Origin of the sequence: Microcoleus sp. PH2017_08_TRC_O_A, assembly GCF_020738665.1 — a bacterium.
In the GTDB taxonomy this organism is placed as follows: domain Bacteria; phylum Cyanobacteriota; class Cyanobacteriia; order Cyanobacteriales; family Microcoleaceae; genus Microcoleus.
In genome coordinates this window covers 66,715-88,083 of sequence record NZ_JAEQCE010000020.1, presented here as the reverse complement: position 1 = coordinate 88,083, position 21,369 = coordinate 66,715, and the positions used below count along the sequence as shown (strand labels likewise).

18 protein-coding genes, 2 pseudogenes and 1 riboswitch are annotated in these 21,369 nt (G+C 43.8%); of the genes and pseudogenes, 13 read left to right on the top strand and 7 right to left on the bottom strand.

Features of this window, described 5'->3' with window-relative positions:
• Positions 1-41: 41 nt before the first annotated feature.
• Both JGK22_RS08630 and JGK22_RS08625 read left to right on the top strand, forming a co-directional pair.
• A complete protein-coding gene (locus tag JGK22_RS08630) occupies positions 42-185 on the top strand; it encodes a hypothetical protein (RefSeq protein WP_293181231.1) in 144 nt (47 codons plus the stop codon).
• 338 nt (positions 186-523) lie between these two features.
• A complete protein-coding gene (locus tag JGK22_RS08625; RefSeq protein WP_293216661.1) occupies positions 524-985 on the top strand; it encodes a VOC family protein in 462 nt (153 codons plus the stop codon).
• 141 nt (positions 986-1,126) lie between these two features.
• Here the strand turns inward: JGK22_RS08625 and JGK22_RS08620 are convergent, their stop codons facing one another.
• Together JGK22_RS08620 and JGK22_RS08615 are read right to left on the bottom strand one after the other, a co-directional pair.
• Positions 1,127-3,760, bottom strand: coding sequence for a PAS domain S-box protein (locus JGK22_RS08620; RefSeq protein ID WP_293312696.1), 2,634 nt, complete (start codon positions 3,758-3,760; stop codon positions 1,127-1,129).
• Between the two features lie 85 nt (positions 3,761-3,845).
• Complete coding sequence (locus tag JGK22_RS08615) at positions 3,846-4,169, bottom strand: hypothetical protein (protein WP_293181240.1); 324 nt, start codon at positions 4,167-4,169, stop codon at positions 3,846-3,848.
• Between the two features lie 78 nt (positions 4,170-4,247).
• Between JGK22_RS08615 and JGK22_RS08610 the strand changes: the two genes are divergently transcribed.
• A complete protein-coding gene (locus JGK22_RS08610; RefSeq protein ID WP_293181243.1) occupies positions 4,248-4,853 on the top strand; it encodes a hypothetical protein in 606 nt (201 codons plus the stop codon).
• 222 nt (positions 4,854-5,075) lie between these two features.
• Here JGK22_RS08610 and JGK22_RS08605 read toward each other — a convergent pair whose 3' ends face one another.
• Positions 5,076-7,211, bottom strand: coding sequence for an ATP-binding protein (locus JGK22_RS08605; RefSeq protein ID WP_293192290.1), 2,136 nt, complete (start codon positions 7,209-7,211; stop codon positions 5,076-5,078).
• A gap of 391 nt (positions 7,212-7,602) precedes the next feature.
• Between JGK22_RS08605 and JGK22_RS08600 the strand changes: the two are divergent.
• Positions 7,603-8,816, top strand: a pseudogene (locus JGK22_RS08600) (transposase).
• A 32-nt stretch (positions 8,817-8,848) separates the two neighbouring features.
• Here the strand turns inward: JGK22_RS08600 and JGK22_RS08595 are convergent.
• Positions 8,849-9,196 (bottom strand): hypothetical protein, encoded by a 348-nt coding sequence (locus tag JGK22_RS08595; RefSeq protein ID WP_293181249.1) that lies wholly within the window; start codon positions 9,194-9,196, stop codon positions 8,849-8,851.
• Positions 9,197-9,419: 223 nt separating this feature from the next.
• On the opposite strand from JGK22_RS08595, the pseudogene JGK22_RS08590 reads away from it, so the two are divergent.
• Positions 9,420-10,614 (top strand): annotated as a pseudogene (locus JGK22_RS08590) (transposase).
• 380 nt (positions 10,615-10,994) lie between these two features.
• On the opposite strand, the gene JGK22_RS08585 reads toward JGK22_RS08590, so the two are convergent.
• Positions 10,995-11,207: a hypothetical protein gene (locus tag JGK22_RS08585; protein WP_293312694.1), complete on the bottom strand. Its 213-nt coding sequence runs from the start codon at positions 11,205-11,207 to the stop codon at positions 10,995-10,997.
• Between the two features lie 32 nt (positions 11,208-11,239).
• Here JGK22_RS08585 and cynS point away from each other — a divergent pair, with 32 nt between their 5' ends.
• The 7 genes from cynS to JGK22_RS08550 all read left to right on the top strand — a co-directional run bounded on the left by cynS (position 11,240) and on the right by JGK22_RS08550 (position 17,977).
• Positions 11,240-11,683, top strand: coding sequence for a cyanase (gene cynS / locus JGK22_RS08580; protein WP_293181252.1), 444 nt, complete (start codon positions 11,240-11,242; stop codon positions 11,681-11,683).
• A gap of 120 nt (positions 11,684-11,803) precedes the next feature.
• On the top strand, positions 11,804-11,926 hold the full coding sequence (locus JGK22_RS08575; RefSeq protein WP_293192285.1) for a hypothetical protein: 123 nt from the start codon (positions 11,804-11,806) through the stop codon (positions 11,924-11,926).
• A 15-nt stretch (positions 11,927-11,941) separates the two neighbouring features.
• On the top strand, positions 11,942-13,174 hold the full coding sequence (locus tag JGK22_RS08570) for a transposase (protein ID WP_293181255.1): 1,233 nt from the start codon (positions 11,942-11,944) through the stop codon (positions 13,172-13,174).
• A gap of 173 nt (positions 13,175-13,347) precedes the next feature.
• Positions 13,348-14,730 (top strand): ATP-dependent protease ATP-binding subunit ClpX, encoded by a 1,383-nt coding sequence (gene clpX, locus JGK22_RS08565; protein WP_293181258.1) that lies wholly within the window; start codon positions 13,348-13,350, stop codon positions 14,728-14,730.
• Positions 14,731-14,824: 94 nt separating this feature from the next.
• On the top strand, positions 14,825-15,613 hold the full coding sequence (locus JGK22_RS08560) for a hypothetical protein (protein ID WP_293181261.1): 789 nt from the start codon (positions 14,825-14,827) through the stop codon (positions 15,611-15,613).
• On the top strand, positions 15,613-17,115 hold the full coding sequence (locus JGK22_RS08555; protein ID WP_293181264.1) for a hypothetical protein: 1,503 nt from the start codon (positions 15,613-15,615) through the stop codon (positions 17,113-17,115). Before JGK22_RS08560 ends, JGK22_RS08555 begins: the two co-directional genes overlap by 1 nt.
• Positions 17,116-17,374: 259 nt before the next feature.
• A riboswitch (cobalamin riboswitch) is annotated at positions 17,375-17,539 on the top strand.
• Positions 17,540-17,560: 21 nt separating this feature from the next.
• Positions 17,561-17,977, top strand: coding sequence for a DUF1636 domain-containing protein (locus JGK22_RS08550; RefSeq protein ID WP_325314915.1), 417 nt, complete (start codon positions 17,561-17,563; stop codon positions 17,975-17,977).
• 188 nt (positions 17,978-18,165) lie between these two features.
• Here the strand turns inward: JGK22_RS08550 and JGK22_RS08545 are convergent, their stop codons facing one another.
• Positions 18,166-18,741 carry a Uma2 family endonuclease gene (locus JGK22_RS08545; protein ID WP_293216655.1) on the bottom strand — a complete coding sequence of 192 codons (576 nt, stop codon included), beginning with the start codon at positions 18,739-18,741 and terminating at the stop codon, positions 18,166-18,168.
• A 78-nt stretch (positions 18,742-18,819) separates the two neighbouring features.
• Complete coding sequence (locus JGK22_RS08540; RefSeq protein ID WP_293216652.1) at positions 18,820-19,800, bottom strand: metallophosphoesterase; 981 nt, start codon at positions 19,798-19,800, stop codon at positions 18,820-18,822.
• Positions 19,801-19,900: 100 nt separating this feature from the next.
• On the opposite strand from JGK22_RS08540, the gene JGK22_RS08535 reads away from it, so the two are divergent.
• The gene (locus JGK22_RS08535; RefSeq protein WP_293216649.1) at positions 19,901-21,241 is read left to right on the top strand and encodes a CapA family protein; all 1,341 of its coding nucleotides are present in this window, start codon (positions 19,901-19,903) and stop codon (positions 21,239-21,241) included.
• Positions 21,242-21,369: the final 128 nt, after the last annotated feature.

The following is a 21,369-nucleotide window of genomic DNA, read 5'->3' as shown; positions in this document are numbered from 1 at the left end:
TCATTGTTGAGAAGCAATCAACAATTAACAAATACCGGTGATTGGATTTAATTGGAGAACGTTTTAATTTAATGGAAAATACATCGGGATTAGATTTAGCCGTAGGTTTACTGGCGTTCGCGATTCTGGGAGGCGGGCTGGCCATGCTATTTGTAGGTATGGCATCGTTCCCTAAAGAAAAGTAACAATAATTGAGATTAAGTCCTCACGATCAAACTTTAAATGGGTTCGTAGTGAGGACTTCAGTCCTTATAGAACCCATTTGACATCTTTGAGTTTTTGGGTTTGGTGACTAGAAATATAGACAGAAACCAGTTTCTGAGATTTACGCTAATGTCGAGAAACCGGGTTTCTACGAGTTTTTGGGTTGGGTGACGAGAAATATAGAGAGAAACCCGGTTTCTCAGATTTACGCAAAATAGATCTCAAATGGGTTCTATAGAAATCTGAGGACTGAAGTCCGAACGATCGAACTCTGAGGAAATTTAACAGCCTCCAATTTTAATAGTAGCAATTGACAACCATGCAAACTACCGAAAGCACCCTCAAAATTGCCCTGGCGCCGGGGAACTTGCGCCGGGTTCACCATATCGCTTTAAACGTGCGCGATATGAAAGCTTCCTGCCACTTCTACGGTACAATTCTCGGCTTACACGAACTCACAGGTGCAGAAATTCCCGCAAGTTTAACCGAAATGGTGGCTGCTGGTAAAGTCGCTAATTTCATCACTCCAGACGGGACTGTGATTGACTTATTTTGGCAGCCAGATTTGGAACCGCCAAACCCAGATCCCCAAAAGGCTTTTACTCGCGCTAACCACTTGGCCTTTGACATCGATCGCGATTTGTTCGATCGCGCTTTGGAAGTGCTAAAGTCTAATGAAATTGCGATCGACAGTGGCCCGGTCACGCGCGCTACAGGACGCGGCATTTACTTTTACGATCCCGACGGATTTATCATCGAAATCCGCTGCGATCCTGCTTAAATATTTGCCAGCAGGACGATCGGTGCGGATTGCTCAGAGCGCGAGCGAGAGGATCGATCGCACTCCGTTATAATTCCGATGTCACCGGATTTGATAAACTCCCCCTCTCCCCCTCTCCCCCTCTCCCCCTCTCCCCCTCTCTTACTTTCCGTCTTTGCTAATAGGTTGCTTCGGCCAAGTAAACCGAAAAATTGCTCCCTCACCTTCGGCAGATTCCAGAGAAATAGTGCCGCCTTGAGATTCGACAATCTTCTTCACTAGCGACAAACCAATCCCAGTATTTTCAACTTTATCGCGAGCTTCCAAGGTCTGAAAAATCACAAAAACTTTATCGTGATATTGAGGAGCAATCCCCGGCCCGTCATCAGCTACAGCAAACTCGTAAAAATTCTCTAACTCCTTAAACGATATGTTTACGTAGCCGGATTCATTTCTATTGTGTTTAATGGCGTTGCTAATTAAATTAGAAAAAACTTGCTGCAACGGCAATCTTTCAGTCACAAAAGTTGGCATTCCCGGTTCAACTTTTACATCAAATCCTGACGGCGGCGCCAACGAATCAATAATTTCTGCTAATAACTTCTCAACTTTTACAGTTTCTGAAGCCAGTTGAATGCGTCCGACGCGGGAATATTGCAGCAGTCCCTCAATCAATGATTCCATACGGTGAGCTCTGCCGCGCAGCAGGTTCATTTGGTGCAGAGTATCCTCTGTCATCGAATCGCTGAGGTCTTCTTCTATCCAACTGCTGAGATTTGCGATCGCCCTAAGCGGCGCTTTCAAATCGTGAGAAACTACATAAGCAAACTGGTCTAATTCTTGATTCCGCTTTCTCAACACACTTGTCGTTTGAGCCAGCGAGTTCGCAGTCCACCTCAATTCTTCAGCGTGCAACCGCAACGATTCCTCAGCTTGTTTGCGTTCCCTAATATCTTCTACCACACCCATCAGCAATTGAGTGCCATTTTGTTCTTGCAGCAGCGAAACCGTCAAGTTGACCCACACTAACTCTCCGTCTTTGCAGACATAGCGCTTTTCTATACAGTAATTATCAATTTCTTCTGCTAATAATTGGCGCAATAATTCCAGTTCGTTTCCTAAATCTTCTCCAAAAGTAATATCCTGAAAATTTTTAGCCATCAATTCTTGACGGCTGTAGCCGACAATTTCGCAAAGTTTTTGATTAACTAACAGCAACTTGCCATCCACACTCGCTTGAGCCATGCCGACTGCGGCTTGTTCAAAAGTATCGCGAAACCGCTGCGCGCTTTCGGCTAAAGCTCTTTCTGAGCGCTTGCGATCGCTAATATCGTTGCTAATTTCCAAAATAGCCTGGGGTCGATCTCGATCGTCGCGCTGCAAAGTCCACCGACTCGCCACCGTAATTTTTGTGCCGTCTTCCTTGGTACGCACCAGTTCCCCTTGCCAATATCCCCGCTCGAAAAACACTTTTTGAATTTCGTCAAAACGCTGCCTCCATTCTGTATGCAAAAGCTCGTGAATATTTTTTCCTATTGCTTGCGAATTCCGCCACCCGTAGAGCCACTTCGCCCCCAAATTCCAATAAGAAATCACCCCGTTCAAGTCGAGTACCGCGATCGTATCGTTCGCAAAATCCAGCATTTGCGCTTGCTTGCGGAGAGTCTCCTCAGCTTGTTTCCGTCCTCCCACATCGCGGCAAATCGCAACAAACAAGCATTGATTTGCCAGACGCATTTCGCTGATGGCCAACTCCATCGGAAACTTGATGCCGTCGCTGCGAATTCCGACAGTTTCTTGCTGGTAAGTCTTCAGTTTAGCATCGGGATTTAAGACAAAATATTCGATCGCATAATCTCCCGCGCTGCTGTCTGGCTGCGGTTGAGCTATCAGTTGGCGCAGGTTCGAGCCAATTGTGCGATCGGCTTTTTCGCCAAAAATCCGTTCTGCTGCCGCATTAAAAGACTCAATATTGCCCGATTCATCTAAAGTAATAATCCCATCAGCCGCATTGTCTACCACAGCTTGAATGCGAGTTTTACTTTCTTGCAAGCCTGCTTGCCGCTTCCTCAATTCCTGGTCTAAACTATGAAATAAATACCAGGAAGCTGCTCCACCCAGACAGCCGACAAGCAAACCAGCAAATTGCAGGAAATTAATTAAATCTACCAATTCACGTACTCGTTCCTCTAAAGCCTTCTGGTAGGCTTGGCTGGCATCAGCAAACGCATCAATTTTTTCGCGCAGCTTATCCATCTTCAATTTATCTCGAGCTAACACCTGAATTATTTCCGGCGACTGCACTTTTGTTGCCGCACTATCGAGCTTATTCAGAGTGTTTTGCAATAAAATTATTTGCTGTTCGGTACTTTTTTGAATTTCTGCAAATCCCTGATCTGGCAGTTGATTTTCTGCCACCGCAATTTCGAGTTGAGCCAGCAGCGGAGGCAAACTCTTCTTTGCTTCTAAATATGGTGCTAGAAAATCGCGGCGCTTCGTCAACCCGTAACCCCGAATGCCCGTTTCCGCATCCACCACAGTGGTTAACAAGCGGTTGGTTCCGTGAAGTATTTCCTTATGAGTATCTGCTCGCTTTCTTATCTGTATTGCACTATCCCGGAGTCCTGCAATTGCGATCAGCGAAGCAAACAGACAAATCACGGGGATAGCAACGATGACTGTTCCCCGCTGGCGAATTGGTCGGTCTGTCCATACAAAGTGGACGAAGCGATCGAGCAAATACTTCACGGATATTGTGAGGAGAAAGTTTGCTGCCAGTATATCGCTTTTTGGCAATTTATGCTATGGAACAGCTTGTTTTTTTTATGTTTGGCGATCGCCCGGGCGTAACCGTAGAAACTAGATTATGCCCCGGCGATGGCTAGCTACTGACAGTGACAGAAGATTTTTTAGCAAGGTTTTTAAGCCCAAGCAAGGAGAAGGAAAAGCGTTTTTTCGGCAGCGAGATAGCAGGCACAGCAGAAACACTTGTTTCTACTTTACTTTCCTGTTCGCTTTCGGCTTTGGGTTTCAAACTAGAGTCTGTTTCGCAAACATTCTGAACTGCTGGAACTACAGTCCATTTGCCTGTAGTGGGATCGCGATAAGAAGTGAAAGGATTTATTTTTAGCGGTTGACTGCAAGGTTTAATCATCTCGATGCACTCCTTTAATTTTGAGAACTTGTGCACTGCTGTCGGTGGCATTGCTATCTCGGCAGTAGAGGCCGCAGTTTGAAGGTTCAAGGGAGAAGGCAAAAAGCCGAATTGTGTTTCTGGGTTCTTATGCCTTTGATAATTCCTGATTTCCTGTTAACTTTTGCCTTCTACTGGTTAGCGACGATAGCATTACTTTTACCAAATTGCCTTTGTATAAGCAATACCCCCACCCCCCCCCTGTGGCAGGTTGAGGTGCGGATTTTAAATGCAGGAAGGCGCTATATTCTGGTTGTGGCACAAGTTTGGGATAATAAAAGTATTCTAGGCTGGGAAAAAATGCGACTGTGTGATCGGCAACAGAGGTCGATCGCGATCGGTATCACAATTAACAGGGAATTGGTTATTGGTTATTGGTTATTGGTTATTGGTTGTTGGTTATTGGTTGTTGGTTATTGGTTGTTGGTTATTGGTTATTGGTTATTGGTTGTTGGTTATTGGTTATTGGTTGTTGGTTATTGGTTGTTGGTTATTGGTTGTTGGTTATTGGTTGTTGGTTATTGGTTGTTAGTAATGGCGAATTATTGCATCTTTTACCCATCCGTTAAATCTGTTAAATCCCCATCGCATGGGGAGCATCTCAGTTTTGCAAGAAACATTTTTTATCTTTCGTGCTGTCCCCGCACAGCAAAGCTTATACACGCACGCGAGCGGGGACGCTCGCACTATAAATAATGCAAAACTGAGATGCTCTCCATCGCGTGCTCGTTGCCTTCTTCCTTCTCCCTTCTCCCTTCTCCCTTCTCCCTTCCTTCTTTCTTCTTTCTTCTTCCTTATGACCAATGACAACTGTCAACTGTCAACTGTCAACTGTCAACTGTCAACTGTCAACTGTCAACTGACAACTGTCAACTGTCAACTGTCAACTGACAACTGTCAACTGTCAACTGTCAACTGTCAACTATCAACTTTGACCTTTAATTGAACAATAAAAGTAGAGCCAACACCTAACTGACTCTCAAGAGTGATATCGCCGCCCATCATCTGGCAAAACAAGCGGCTAATCGCCAATCCCAAACCAGTGCCTCCGTACTTGCGAGTAGTCGAAGCATCCCCTTGCATAAAAGGTTGAAACAAACCCTGCTGCTGTTGTTCAGACATTCCAATCCCCGTATCAGATACCTGCAAATAAACCCAATCGCTATCGCCTGCTGGCTCGCGAGTGGCGCCCAGCAGCACCGTTCCACCTTCGGTAAACTTGAGGGCATTTGAGAGCAAATTAAACAAAATTTGCCTGACTTTAGTTAAATCTGCATACATTACTCCCAAATTTGGAGAGCAAGAAACTTCTAATTGATTGTGATTTTTTTCAACTAAAGGGTGCAAAGTTGCAACAACTTCTTCTATTAAATTGCCGAGGTCAAATTCTTCTAAGTAAACCTCCATCCGACCGGCTTCTATCTTAGAAAGGTCGAGAATATCGTTAATTAAAGTCAGCAAGTGTTTGCCGGCGTTACGAATTTTTTGGGTATCGGGGATGAAGTCATCGAGTCCGGAGTCCAGTGCTTCTTCTTCTAGCATTTCGCTGTAACCGATAATGGCGTTGAGCGGCGTTCGCAGTTCGTGGCTCATATTGGCTAAAAAAGTGCTTTTAGCTCTGGAAGCTGCTTCTGCTTTGTGTAAGGCTTCTTGCAAGGCGATTTCGGCTCTTTTACGATCGGCAATTTCGCTGCGGAGCAGTTGATTGGTGGCGGTGATTTGAGCGGTGCGCTGATCGACGGTCATTTCTAGCTGCGCTTTGGCTTTGGAGAGTGCTTCCTGAGCTCGCTGGCGTTCAAATCCTTCGATCGCCAGCGCGACTAAATTTGCTAAAGAATCGGCGAAGGTGCGCTCTTCCAGAGCCCACTGGCGGGGCGCGCCGATATGTTCTAGAGAGAGGATGCCCACGATCTGGCCGCCGAGCCTAATTGCTACATTTAAGATCGATGAATTTGGCTTGCTCTTATTCGGCAGCACACCGGAATGTTCGGCGATCGATGATAAGTGGCACAAGTTTGTTTCGATCGAGTTTTGAGTGTGCGGCGCCGGTTCTAAACCATTGTCTTCAGCTAGATTTTCGCCCGGCGCGTCGTTTTCTATATCTAAAATTGAAAATTTTAAATCGCTTGCTGATATGCACTGGCGGCTCAAATGATGCTCGTGAGTGCGATCGTACAAGTCGAGACAAACTAATTTGAGGTTGGGGATTTTAAATTGAGAATGATTGACTGACTCGTTATCGTTTCGGGGGGCCGCCTCTGTATCGAGAGATTCTTTTTGGTTGCGGGCGATCGCTCTGTGGGTAAAATTTAGCTGAGGATCGATCGGGTAGCCAGTTCCCAATCTGTCGTGGTTGTAAAGCCAGACGCTGACTTTTTCCACCTCCAAAGTGCGCGCAGCAGCCTCAGTAATTTCGCGAATTCCCACAGTCAGCGCACCGCTGTTGAGAGTCCTCTGCCGCCCTAGCTGCAACAGGGCCAGACTCTGCCGCCGGAGCCGCTTTTCGCTCTCTTGGAGAATGTTTTCTGCTTGCTTGCGCTGAGTGAGATCGTACAAGGCGCACAATGCCGTCGGCTGACTCTTAAACTGGAGGGACTGAACCGAGAGAATTGCCCAGAAAGGGGTTCCGTCTGATTTTTTGCAGTGGAGTTCGTAGTTTTGCAGGTATCCGTCTTGGGCGAGGGCTTCGAGTACCTTTGGGCGATCGGCGGGGTTGAGGTAAAAGTCTGGGGTACAGCAGCCGATCAATTCTTCTAGGGGTATGTTTAGCAGAGAAGCCAATTGAGCGTTTGCATACAAAATTAAGCCGTCCGAGAGACGAGAAACCAATACCGGAACGGGAGTTGCCGAGGCGATCGCCCGAAACTGCTGTTCGCTTTCGCGCACGGCCAACTGAGCTTGAGAGAGCAAGTGAGCTTCCATCGTATCCGAATGTTGGGTGGTAGTCTCCAGCAAGATTTCTAGATCGGACTTTTCGCGTTTCAAGTTTTCTAGTTCCGCACTCAGTCGCTGAACGTCCAAAAGTAGCTGTTCTCTCGATGGTTCTTCCTGCATAGCAATTGAAAATTGGTAATTTTTAGTCTGAGAGGGAAGTTTTTTACAGTTTGGTGCTAACTTAACTATGACTTATTCGCATTAACTTCAGGTGCTCTCATCCTGGTTCCCCAAGGCGGGATAGGTGAACACCTTTACCTTGTGCGATTTACCGAAAATCTGGGTTTAAAGCCCCGTCATAAGCTTGACGGCTTTACAAAGTTTTGTGAACTTGCGGAAAATCTTATATAGCAATAGTCCGGACAGTTTTCAATGACCAACGGTAGAATGCGGGTTCTGGGTTCCAGTATCTGTGAAATATTAACGGTAGAATGAGGCTTTGGGTCGCTGCTCAAAAAACAGTCCGGGGTATTGATATAGGCAAGTGTAATATAAGATAGGAGGTAAGACAATGCTAGTTTTTGAGTTCAAAACATATGGGAAATCCAGTCAGTTCGCGGCAGTAGATGAAGCAATTCGTACTGCCAAATTCATTCGCAATAGTTGTATACGCTATTGGATGGATAATCAAAAGGTTGGTCAGAACGATCTACAAAAATACTGCGCTGTACTGGCTAAAGAATTCCCATTTGCTTCAGAACTCAACTCAATGGCTAGACAAGCTAGCGCAGAGAGAGCATGGTCTTCTATCTCCCGATTCTACGATAACTGTAAACGGAAAGTTACGGGTAAAAAAGGGTTTCCACAATTTCAGAAAGATTGTCGTTCTGTTGAATACAAGACATCTGGTTGGCAACTTGCTTCGGACAGAAAATCCATAACTTTTAGTGACAAAAAAGGAATTGGAAGGTTAAAACTGAAAGGGACGCGGGATCTAAACTTCTATCAAATTAGCCAGATTAAACGGGTGAGATTGGTAAAAAGGGCGGATGGTATATACGTTCAGTTCTGTATTGATTTTAACCGAACGGAGAATACAAAACCAACCGGAAATACCATAGGTCTAGACGTTGGTTTAAAGGAATACTACACCGACTCTAACGGATTGATGGTTGGAAATCCTAAGTTCCTCCTCCGGAGTGAAAAAGTTCTTAAACGTTCAGGGCGACGTGTCTCTAGAAAGGCAAAAAATTCAAAAAATAGAGGCAAGGCTAGACAGATTCTAGGTAAGCGACACCTCAAAATAAGTAGGCAACGTAAAGACCACGCTGTAAAGTTAGCGCGGTGCGTAGTTCAGTCCAACGACTTGATAGCTTACGTAGGCGCTTCGCCGTGCCGAAGGCAGATTTGAGAATCAAAAACATGGTGAAGAATCACTGTCTGGCTAAGTCTATTAACGACGCATCTTGGTATCAATTTCGTGTCTGGCTTGAATACTTTGGCAAAGTATTTGAGAGGGTAACGGTGGCGGTAAGTCCGCAATATACCAGCCAAGAATGCTCCCTTTGCGGTGTAATTGTGAAGAAAACGCTATCTACTAGGACGCACGTCTGTAAGTGCGGTTGTGTAATGGATAGAGACGAAAACGCAGCTAGAATCATCCTGAGTCGAGGATTAGGTACGGTAGGGCATACCGGAACCTTTGCACTTGATGCAAGCAACGCTTTAGGAGATGAAGCCTCTACTCTTGTTGGAGAAATCCTGCTCGAGCAAGCTACATCGTAGATTAAAGAATCCCGCGGTACGGCCGGGGAGTGTCAATAATCCAATTCTAAGTGTAAGGAAGGCATCAGCCGCTGCAAGTTCTTGAGCGATTTTCCCTGCCATGGTATCTGTTTTGAGCCTTGTATGCTGATTTGAATATTTTTTAGCTGGCGCACTTTGATCACAAATTTTGATATAATGTTAATTCCTGAACTATTTAAAAATTCTAGTTTTCGCAAGTCTAGAGTAATCATATTAGGCGAGGAGTCCGTCACTTCGTTGAGCAGATCGACGATCGGCGCGTATTCTTCCATCTGGCTGATGCGAAACGAGCCGCAGCAGGTAACTGTTTGGGTAGCGCGATCGTACTCAATGCTGTAATCTTTGGTCTCAATATCCATACTTTTGTCACTTGTCGGTTATGAACGGTAAAGGGGCTTTGGCTGCGGGAGCGAGGATGGAGAGTCAGTCTATGTTAGATTTAAAAATTGAAGAATGAGAGATTTACCAAAAGATTGGGTCTAAAGCCCCGTCCTTATAGGACGGCTTTAATTGCGGGTGTAAAGATTCATAAATCAGTTTATTTATACTCACAATAGTTTATAAACATGATAAAATAGTTCCATGATTGTACTAGAGTTTAGGTTGAAAGGCAACCCACAGCAATACCGAGTCATCGACGAGATGATCCGCACAGCTCAGTTTGTCCGAAACAAAGCTCTTAGATATTGGATCGACAATCAGGGAGTCAAACTACTTGACCTCTACAAACAATGCGCCATCATGGCGAAAGAGTTTGAATGGGCAGGAAAACTTAACTCAATGGCGCGTCAAGCGATGGCCCAACGTGCCATTTTTGCTATTCAACGTTTCTTCTCTAATTGTAAAGCTAAGAAGCCAGGAAAAAAGGGATATCCGCAATTCAAAAAGCACACTCGTTCCGTAGAGTATAAGACATCAGGTTGGAAGCTTTCTACCGATAAAAGATGTCTGACTTTTACGGACGGTTTTGCTGCGGGAACATTCAGGTTGCTCGGTAGTCGAGACTTGCATTTCTACTCACCCAAGGAAATCAAACGAGTTAGGGTAATTCGTCGTGCCGATGGTTACTACACTCAGTTTTGTATAAATGTAGAGCGGACAGAATCAGTGATTCCGACTGGTAAAGCTATTGGGATAGATGTGGGATTAAACCATTTCTATACCGATAGTAGTGGGGAGACCATGACAAATCCTCGGCATCTTCGTAAAAGTGAAAAAGCTTTAAAGCGGTTGCAGAAACGAGTTTCACGGAAAAAGAAAGGTTCTGGTAATCGAAAGAAAGCAATCAATAAGCTAGGTAGAAAACACTTGAAAGTTAGTAGGCAGCGCAAAGACTTCGCCATTAAGACGGCGTTGTACGTGGTGAAATCTAGCGATTTCGTAGCTTACGAAGACCTTCAGGTGAGAAATATGGTGAAAAACCATAAACTTGCGTTGGGAATTAGCGATGCAGCGTGGTCACAGACTTGATCATTATTTGCAATACTTTGGAAAAGTGTATGGTAAAACAGTAGTTGCTGTAGCACCTGGGTACACTTCCCAAGATTGCTCAAGTTGTGGAAATCGTGTCCAGAAGTCGCTATCCGTCAGAACTCATATTTGCCTGTGTGGCACGGTGTTAGACCGCGACCATAATGCAGCTTTGAATATCCTAGCGAAGGGATTAAAGCAATCAGGAATTATTTTAAATACGGTGGGGCACACCGGAATTAACGCTTGGGGACAGACCGACCTCTACTCGTTGGTGGTGGCATCAACGAGCAAGTTGACTGATTGATCCAAGAATCCCCGTGCGTTCACGCCGGGGAGTGTCAATACTCCACAGATGAATCTGGGAGCAGAGGAACCTGATTCTAAAATTTGGGGCGACTGGCGACTCCTGTCGGGGAATTCTATCCGTGTTTGGGCGGGGGGCACGCTGGCACGATCCAAACTGGGCCGTTTGCCTTTGTTTGTGTAACTTGCACTGGATATACTGCCAACTGTATCATTGTCAGAGGGCAGTTAGGAGTGTTTTTGGGGATTGATCTGTTGCGAGGCAATTTGAAATAAATCATCCAACTGTAGACCAGCTCTAAACCCTGGTAGTCATCAATTATTCCCAATCTCAAATCTTCTATACTACTATGCAAAACTTGTATAAGTTGTCAATCGATTTTAGATTTTAGATAAATTCGGGGGAAGAGAGGATTTTCGATTTTCGATTTGGGATTGATTCCACGGATAAATCACGTGGCGGGTACCACAGGTCGAAATTCGCTTGTCAAGGTTGATGAGACCTGGTTTTGCTGAAGCTCTGCGATCGATCGCTTCTGTTTTTTCGATCGAGTTGCCATTGACAAAATCACCAAAATGTGAGAGATATTTCATATCTGGTACAGCAGTGAGTTGGAGAATATTTAATGGCAACTTCAGAAATTACAGAAAAGCTTTTGGCTGCTAAAAAAGCTAAGGGAATTAGTTTTGCCGAGTTGGAAAAAGTTTTGGGTCGCGACGAAGTTTGGATTGCGGCGGTTTTTTACCGTCAAGCTACCGCATCGTTGGATGAAGCCGAAAAAATTGTCTCGGCTTTGGGATTGGATGGCGAGACGGCTGCGGTGCTGTGCGAACCTCCGTTAAAAGGTTCTTTGGATGCAGCAGTTCCGGTTGACCCGTTGATTTATCGCTTCTATGAAATTATGCAGGTGTACGGGATGCCGCTCAAAGCAGTGATCCACGAAAAATTTGGTGACGGGATTATGAGCGCGATCGACTTTAGTTTGGATGTCGAGAAAGAAATAGACCCAAAAGGCGATCGAGTGAAAATAATTATGTCGGGAAAATTTTTGGAATACAAAAAATGGTAAGCCAGTTTGGTTTCGGCAGAAGGCTTGCTTTCGGGACTTATGTAGAAGGCCTTGCCTTCGTCAGAATTTTTTATTATTCCCAAGGACTAAGGTAATATAGGGGTATGAAGCGGTCGGACTATGCCAAGAAAGCAGGAGTTTCCTATAATACTGCTCGCAGATGGTGGAAATCTGGTCAGAGCGAGGGCGATCGGCAAGGAAAACCGAGAAGTGAATTTTAGAGTTGCAGTCGAGTTCAGCTAGCAAAGGAGAAGAAGAATGAGATTGGTAGAGCGTCACATTATTGATAAAAGTCACAGTTTCTCTAAGGAGTGCGACGATTTAGCATGGCGTTCCAAAAATCTCTACAACTATTGTAATTACTTAGTGAGGCAGTCTTTTGTTTTAGAGAATACTTATCTTGATAATTGCCAAATCTATCATGAAGTTAAATCTCATGAATCCTACAAGGCGCTTCCTGCCAAAGTCAGCAATCAAGTCCTGATTAGTCTGCATCGAAACTGGAAGTCATTTTTTGAGGCTATGAAGGAATGGAAACAAAATCCAGGCAAGTTTTTGGGCAAACCTAAATTGCCGAAGTACAAAGATAAGCTCAAAGGACGTTTCTGCGTTGTCTATGAGAAAGGAGCGATTAGCAAGCCTGCATTAGTCAAGGGATTAGTAAAGCTTTCCAAGACAAGCATTGAATTTCCCACTAAATGTCAAAATGTTCAACAGATTAGAATCATCCCGCAATCAGGTCAGTATGTCATCGAGGTAGTCTATGAAATAGCATCAAAGCTTAACCAGTTAAACTTCCAGCATATTGCAGCAATTGATATTGGAGTCAGTAACTTAGCGGCAGTAACTTCAAATCAGAAAGGGTTTAATCCTTTATTGATTAACGGCAAGCCACTCAAAGCACTCAACCAGCACTACAACAAGCAGAAAGCTAAGCTGCAATCTCTGCTCAAAGGTAAAGCTCAAACATCAAAGCGAATTCAGCAATTATCCGCTAAGAGAAACAATCAAGTTGATGGTTACTTGCATAAGGCTTCTCGCTTAATCATTAATTATCTGCTCCCGAATGAAATAGGAACGCTGGTTATCGGTAAGAATGATTTATGGAAGCAGGAGTCGAGTCTGGGAAGAAGAAACAATCAACAATTTGTTTCTATTCCTCATGCAAAGTTTGTGGAGATGCTGACTTACAAAGCTGAGTTAGTTGGAATTAAAGTAATTCTCACCGAAGAAAGCTACACTAGCAAATCAAGTTTCTTAGATAATGACCCAATCCCAACTTATGGAAAGAAGGACTCAGCACTCAAGTTCAGTGGACGTAGGATAAAGAGAGGACTCTACAAGTCAGCAGACGGAACAATAATCAATGCTGACGTAAATGGTTCTTATAACATACTCAGGAAAGTATTCCCAACAGCACTTGTGTATAGGGATAGTGGGTGTGCAGTTCGCCCGATTCGGATAACACCGAATGAATTTAAAAAAGCATGACAGGATATTTGTCCATGTTTTTGCTAACTGTTAACTTAGAAATAGAGTCCGCGAAGCTTGACTGGTTTTGGTGTCAGATCGGGAAACCTTTCTAGGGCTGAGCACTCGATCGAGCCCGCTGCAACTTCCCCAGTCAAAACAAACAACCGCAACCGTAAAGTAAGAGGCTAAATATGTCAAAATATGACTCCCATCTCAGATGCTCCTTTTGCGGTAAGTCGCAGGAGTACGTCCGCAAGTTAATAGCTGGGCCCGGCGTCTACATTTGCGATGAATGCGTGGAATTGTGCAATGAAATTTTAGAGGAGGAGTTCTTTGACTCTAGCAAAACAATTGGTCAACAGATTCCCCAGTCAGAGGTGCGAGAGTCTCAGGGACAAGGATCGAAACGCCAGAGTCGATCGAGCAAATCGAAAATTGTTCTAGCTCAAATTCCCAAACCCACAGAAATTAAACAGCATTTAGACAACCACGTCATCGGCCAGCACTCAGCCAAAAAAGTCCTTTCTGTAGCAGTTTACAACCATTACAAGCGCTTGAGCGTAGACCAAGCCAAAGACAGCGGCAAGTCTTCCCCCGACAGCGATGTCGAACTGCAAAAATCCAACATCATGCTAGTCGGGCCGACAGGTTGCGGCAAAACCTTGTTAGCGCAAAGTTTGGCACAAATGCTCGAAGTTCCCTTTGCGGTAGCTGACGCGACGACGCTGACAGAAGCTGGATATGTCGGCGACGATGTAGAAAATATTTTGCTGCGGCTGTTGCAAATGTCAGATTTTGATGTGGAATCTGCACAGCGCGGGATTATTTATATTGATGAAATTGACAAGATTGCTCGCAAAAGCGAAAACACTTCGATCACGCGGGATGTATCGGGAGAAGGAGTGCAGCAAGCGCTACTAAAAATGTTGGAAGGAACGGTGGTTAATGTGCCTCCGCAAGGCGGTCGCAAACATCCTTACCAAGATTTTATTCAAGTTGACACGAGCAAGATTCTATTTATTTGTGGCGGTGCTTTTGTCGGTTTAGAAAAAATAGTAGAACAGCGTTTGGGTAAAAAATCTTTGGGCTTTATTCAGCCAACAGAAAGCGACAGCAACTCGACTTTGCCGGCAAAGGATAAGCGGGCGGCTGATATTTTGCAGCAGGTACAGCCGGATGATTTGGTTAAGTTTGGTTTGATTCCTGAGTTTGTCGGGCGGATTCCGGTGGTGACGGTGATTTCGCCGCTGGATGAGGCGGCTTTGATGCAGATTTTGACTGAGCCCCGGAATGCGCTGGTGAAGCAGTATCAGAAGCTGTTGAAGATGGATAGCGTGGAGTTGGAATTTGAGCCGGATGCGCTGCGGGCGATCGCCCAGGAGGCCTACCGACGCAAAACCGGCGCGAGAGCTCTCCGCAGCATTTTGGAGGAGTTAATGCTCGATGTGATGTACGAATTGCCTTCCCGCAAGGATGTGGCTCAGTGTACGATTACGAAGGAAATGGTCGAGAAGCGATCGACTGCCGAGTTGCTGTGGCATCCCGCATGGCGGCAACAGCACGAAACAGCTTAATTTGTAGTATGTAAGGTGCGCACCCTACAAGCCGTAAGGTGCGCATTGCGTGTGAAAATTTTGGGAGCTGTCGATCGGGTTACAGTAAAATAAAATGAGTTCTAATGAATCAGGTGTCGATGAGTCAGTAACTAATCAGTCAGCATTAGCCAAACTACTCTGTGGAAATGTCGTTCCTGATGGAGGTGAAATTGATGAGGTGCTAAGTCATTTATCCGCGTCAATTGATAATGTTGTTAAAGAGCTAGTAAGACTAGAATCCCTCAGTGATAACCAAATTTCATTATTTGCCCCATTTTTAGGTAGAAGTATACTGGAATTGGGATGTACCGCACTGATTGCGAGGCTCGATCCTTTTAGAGTCCTCCTACTTAGGGAATATCAAAGGCACTCCCATTATCAAATAGATAAGCCTAATAAGTCGTCTATACATTGGCAAGGTGATGTTTTAGCCAAAAAGGTCAATAATCTTTGGGAGGATAAGTCACTGGAAAACCCTACTAGAGCTTTGCTTGGAGATTATTATAAGACACTAATATGGTCTGCTAACTTTGATAAGCTGTTGGATGCAATCAGAGATGTCAGCGGGGATGAATGGATAGTCAATCTTAGAACAAAATCTTTTGAAAGATTCTATAATGAAACTTTAAATGATTTTTCAAGTCTCTACTCTGAACTTTCAAAAGGAATACATCACGAACTGGTGATTCCTTTAAGTTCAGCCTTGGATCGAGACACAACTCAACAACTGATAGAGAAAACAGTTCGTAATATCGCTACCCTTGGGTTATTTGTTTCTGTAGTCAGTCATGCAGTGAATAAACTCGATATTCAAGTAGCGATCACCGCTTATAAAGAAATTCAAGAAATGGGAGTTTTCTAATGGTTAATGCTATTTCTGAAAATTCATCACTGATCTTAGCCGCAGAAGATTGTTCGCCTGAAGAGTTTGAGAAACTGCATTATTTCTCAAAACAAGAGCAGCGCTTTATTTCAAATTTGATTGCTCATGGCCCAGTGTTATTAAAAGGGGCGCGTGGTAGTGGAAAAAGTGCGCTTATGATAGAAGCATCAAGAAGAATGTATCCTGAAAATAATTTAAGCTCTACATTTGGCATATACATCAGTCTTCGTCATCTTGAATTACTCAGAAGTGACGGTAAGAAGTATGAAATAATGTTATGTCAGCTAATAATTGATGCCGTAAATAAGACAGTTATTAAAGCAGGTAATCTCTTTGACTTTGAAGCTTTGCCAAACATCACATCACTTCAGAGAGAATTATCTAGTTTATCGAGTGCATCTGGGAAAAGGATAGTTATTTTATTTGATGACGCGGCTCACATTGGTCGGGAAGCTCCGCTGCATGAATTTTTCGATATATTTCGGACTTTATCGAGCAGTACAATATCATGTAAAGCTGCTATTTACCCGGGAGTTACTAATTTTGGAACAAGGTTTGATGTATATAATGATGCTACGGTGATCGATGTTTCAAGGAATGATGAACTAAAAGACTATAATACTAACTTTGCCGAGATAATTAGAAAAAGGTTTTATCAGCAGCTTCCTGAAGAGTCTTTCTCTGGTCAATTTGGTTTAGAAAATGTTGCGGGGTTTATGGGACGGGCTGTACTTGGAAACATGAGGGGATTTATATTTGCATGGAATAGTCTGTCGGAAAACTGTGGAGAACACAAGATTAGTTTAGCCCATATAACCAAGACACTGATAGACCTTGCAAGTAATTACTATTGGCCCTTGATTGAAGAGCTTAAGCCCAAACTTGGCATATATGCACCAATGCTCGATCCTGCAAGGGAGATTGCAGAATCAATATTTCAGCAGGCTGGTGAGCAAAATAAGCAGAATGTACTTATTTTAAGAGAAATTGCACAACGTCTATCAAAGCCGTTAGAACTACTTGAATATACTGGATTTATTTCAATTCGAGATGTTTCACGGGCAATGAAATCCAGGGGACGAGGAACAAGATATAGCTTGAATCTATGCACATTGTTGGAAAAAACTACGGGAGCTCGGGTCACTAATGAAATTTATACTAGGTGGTTAAATGAGCAAAATGAGAGAAATGAACCCTTAGAATTACACAAAACAAGTAAATTGTTTAAAATTCAATTGCCTGAATTACCTGAGCATGGTGAAATGCTAATATTAAATGAAGATATTAGCAAATTAAAAAAATCTCACGCATATCCTTATGGACTCACAGAGCGCAAAATTGATATATTGAAAGCTGCTGGATACCTCACGGTGTCTGAATTGGTAGAAGCCAGCGACGAGTCTTTGTTAAATCTTAAAGAGATAGGTATGGAAAACTTAAAGCGAATCCGCAGTACCGTTGCTCAAGCAATCTGGATGTAACTAAAAGCTAATACCAGTTCCCCAAAAATAGGTAACGCGGCCGCCCAAACTGTTGTATCCGAGTTCGCGGGTTACTTGATAGCCCTGTGTGGAAAAGTCGGGAAAAGCTTTGTTCATAAGGTTTGTAGTGAGGACTTCAGTCCGCAGAAATATCAGAGGACTAAAGTCCTTACTACGAACGGGGTTAATTTATGTGGTTAGATATTAAAACTTGCTGTTACCAAGATAACTTTTTTGGGAAAGGGCGGCAAGTGTGATAGGATTTGAATTCGCGATCGGTTCTAGCGGGGAGCAGCCGCCAGAGGAAACGGGGAAAGTTCGGTGCAAGTCCGGCGCTGTCCCGCAACTGTAATGAGGTTTGTAGTAAGGACTTCAGTCCTTTACCTCTCAAGTCAGAATGCCCGCCGATATCTAACTCACTTTTGAACGCATCTGCGAGGTACGGATGATGAATGGAACTAAACGAAACACGGTTGTACGCACAAAACACTGTCTTTTGGTTTGCACTGCTTGCGCTAGTGTTTGGAAAGATGGCAAGCGCGAAGGTAAAAGTGGTGGCCAACAATTCATGGAAGATTTATCTAAACTCGCTAAAGATTGGGAGTTGTCTGATGAGTTTGAGATTCAAGAAGTTGAGTGCATGAGTGCTTGCAGTCACTCTTGTGCGGTCTCTTTTGCTGCTGCTGGAAAGTATACTTATCTGTTTGGTGATTTGCCTCCAAATGAACCGGAAAGTGTCGAGGCTGTACTCGAATGCGCGAGTCAATACTATGCTAAGCCGGATGGTTTGTTGCCTTGGTCTGAGCGTCCTCAAGCTCTGAAAAAAGGTGTGTTGGCTAAGATTCCACCACTGGGAAATTAGAGATAAGGAGCGAAAATTTGGCGTTGCTGAACTTGAGTATGAATTCACATTTTTTACCCTTGAGTAAAACATAGACTTTTTGGGTATAACTCAATTCATACTGTCAATCAGCAATGCGATTGTGTGCTTAGGTAAAGGTTCGTAGTGAGGACTTGAGTCCTCTGTTTTGATGAGGACTAAAGTCCTCACTACGAACCTGTCGTTGATGCTTGCATTCTCAACCAGCTAAATACTTGTTCGGCGGTGATATTCAAGGGAATGATTTCGGGTACGGGAACGACATCGCTACCTTCGCAGAATTGCGGTTGTTGATTGGGTAAAAATGCTAAAATCGATCGATCGCCTGGATCGACTAGCCATCCCAACTGACAGCCATGTTCGAGACAGTGAATAATTTTTTTAGTTACGCGGTTTGAGCTTTGTTCTGGCGATAGAATTTCGATCGCCCAATAGGGTGCAATTAGCACATCATCCAACGGTTCGCCGCTGTCATCAAATTGAATCTGTTCCCACAATAGTACCGCAACATCGGGAACAATAGATCGCCCGCCAAACGTACACCGCAACTCTGGAAAAGCGTAAGCTATCTTGGGAGTCTGCGTCACCTGATTAATTTCGTTGCAGCTTCTTAACTGTAATAGGCTGTGCTTTGTTTTAGGCATAGGTTTTTGGATGATTTCGCCCTCAATGTATTCGCTGGCTGGTTTAGTTTCTGGCAGTTTCAGAAATTCTTCAAGGGTAATGCGCTCAGTTGCGATCGTCATAAATAAATTCCTCCATGCTAGCGATCTTCAGTATAAGCGAAACAATATTTATCTGGGATACAACTGGTGTTAATTTGCCTAATTTTTGGGAACAATCTGCTGTTTAAATTCAAACACGTTAGGATTTTTGGGGTCATAAAAAGCCCGCAACCAATGCACGTTTGGAGAACCAAAAGTTTCAACTCTGGTAAAGTTTAGCAGTCTGGGGAGTTGAGTCTCATCGTCAAAACGAGGTAAAGGTTTGTCGATGCGGAAATAGTGAGTATCGCCATGCACGAATACGACTTGTCCGGGAAAATTGCGGGTTTCTGTTTCCAGAGTTGCGATAAAATCGTTGTAGCCGGTTATTCTTTTGTCGGTTCGATCGAGTTCAAAGCCCGGATTTGCTTGTGCAACTAATATGATTCCTTTGCTGTTGCTGCGTTTTGCTGAAGCAAAAGATTCTTTAATCCAGGCTAAATTAGCGAAATTGCGATCGGCATATTCTTTATCCTGTTCGGGAGTCCGGCCAAAATTGTTGTTGCTTCCCGGCATATTTATCGCCAAAAATGTTATCCCGTTATAAATCCAGCGGACATTTTCACGATATTTAGCAAACTGCGAATTTTCGCTTTGGCGGGTGAGAGTTAAGGTACGTTTCCCCAAACTTTGAGTGCCTTTGCTGAAGATTTCCCGCAGTTTAGCAAGTCTTTCTATGGGATTGTTGTAACTGGCGTTATTTGAACGGTGACAGTCAGTCCATTCGTTATCACCATAGGCGAGAATGAAGGGCATTTCAAATTTATTAAATAACTGCTGGCGGCTGACAAAAGTTGCATCATCGCAGACAGATCCACCGCTTTTGATATCGCCGTCGTGAATGACAAAGGCTGCGGGCGATCGATTGATATCTGCAATCAAATTCGGAAATTTTGCTTCTTGTTCTGCGCTGTAAGGCAAATCGCCAATTAAGGCAAATTCAAAAGGTCGATCGCTCGAACTCTGAGCGTAACTCAAAATACCAAAACCCGTAATTGAGAAGAAAACAATAAAGGCAATAATGAGATATTTTTTTGTCATTTATTTGGGTGTAACTAATCGAGTCATTATAAATTGCGTAATCCGAACAAAGAACCCGGGCTTTTTAAGGAAGATTGAGAGTTTTTAGCCAATATTTTTGTTGAAAAACTTAGTTTCCAGCCAACGGTGTGCAAGGCATAATGATGATATCATAGATGCCGATAAATCACTCTTAAAAGTTATGACTTTTCGTCGGTTGCTTTCGGTAATTGCCGTGTTTTCGATCGCAAGCTGCGACATCCAAACGCCAAAAACCAACACACAGCGTACAGAAAGCCGTAGCTTGCGGGGCGGGACGCCATCGCCAATTGCAACACCTGCACCGGCTAAACCCAAGTCTGAGATTAAAGAAGCGCAACTAATTGCTGTCGGCGATATCATGATGCACATTACTCAAACAATCTCGGGCTACGATGCAAAAAAGCAAACATACAATTTTGACAGCTTCTTCGCACCAGTTAAAAGTATCCTGTCAAAGGGCGATTGGGTAACGGGAAACCTGGAAACACCTTTAGCGGGCGAAGATGCGGGCGGATATACGGGATATCCGCTATTTAACGCACCAGTGCAATTACTGGATGCTGCGAAAAAAGCTGGATTTAATATCTTGACAACCGCGAATAATCATGCTTTGGATCGGGGAGAAATAGGGGTAATTAGGACGATCGCAAATTTGGGCGATCGCAAAATTGCATCAACAGGGACAGCCAAGTCTAAAGCAGCGGGCGATAGGACTTTAATCGTCACCAAAAACAATATTTCTCTAGCCATGCTAGCCTACAGCTACGGCACAAACGGCATCCCCATACCCAAAGGCAAAGATTACCTAGTTTCGCTAATCGACGAAAAACAGATAATCAAAGACATCGCCAAAGCCCGAAAAAAAGGAGCAGATGCGATCGCAATTTCCCTGCATTTTGGCGACGAATATCAGCGACAGCCAAACACCCAACAAAAACAATTAGTTGAAAACATTTTAAAAGCCGGTGCAGACATCATTCTCGGCAGTCATCCCCACGTCGTCCAGCCTTACAAAATATTTAAATTCAAAGGAAAGAATGGGAAAACCAGAAAGGCCGTAGCAATTTATTCAATGGGAAACTTCATCTCGGGGCAGACCAAAGATTATACAGACTTAGGCGTAATTGTGCAAATAAATATCCGCAAGAAATTTCCCGAAAAAACCACAGAAATTATCAGCATTAAAACAATTCCGACTTGGGTACACCGCTATACTTTGAACAATAAATCTAAGTATCGCATTTTGCCGTTAGAAACAACCGTCACTCAGAAAAAAGATGCGCTGCTAGCAACTTCGCAGTATCCAGTTTTAAAAGCATATCTACAAGAAATGAACAATCATCTTAACTCATTGAATAACAAAGATAAGACGGCGGTTGAAACCGCGCCTAGACAAACAAATTCCGCCTCCGCGGAATGAAGAAAATAACGCGACAATATTTCGTTGTTACCCGCAGATTCAGAAAAACCTGGTTTCTTGATTGCGGTAGCCGAGAAACCGGGTTTTTTTCGACAATATTTCGTTGTCACCCGCAAATTTATAAAAAA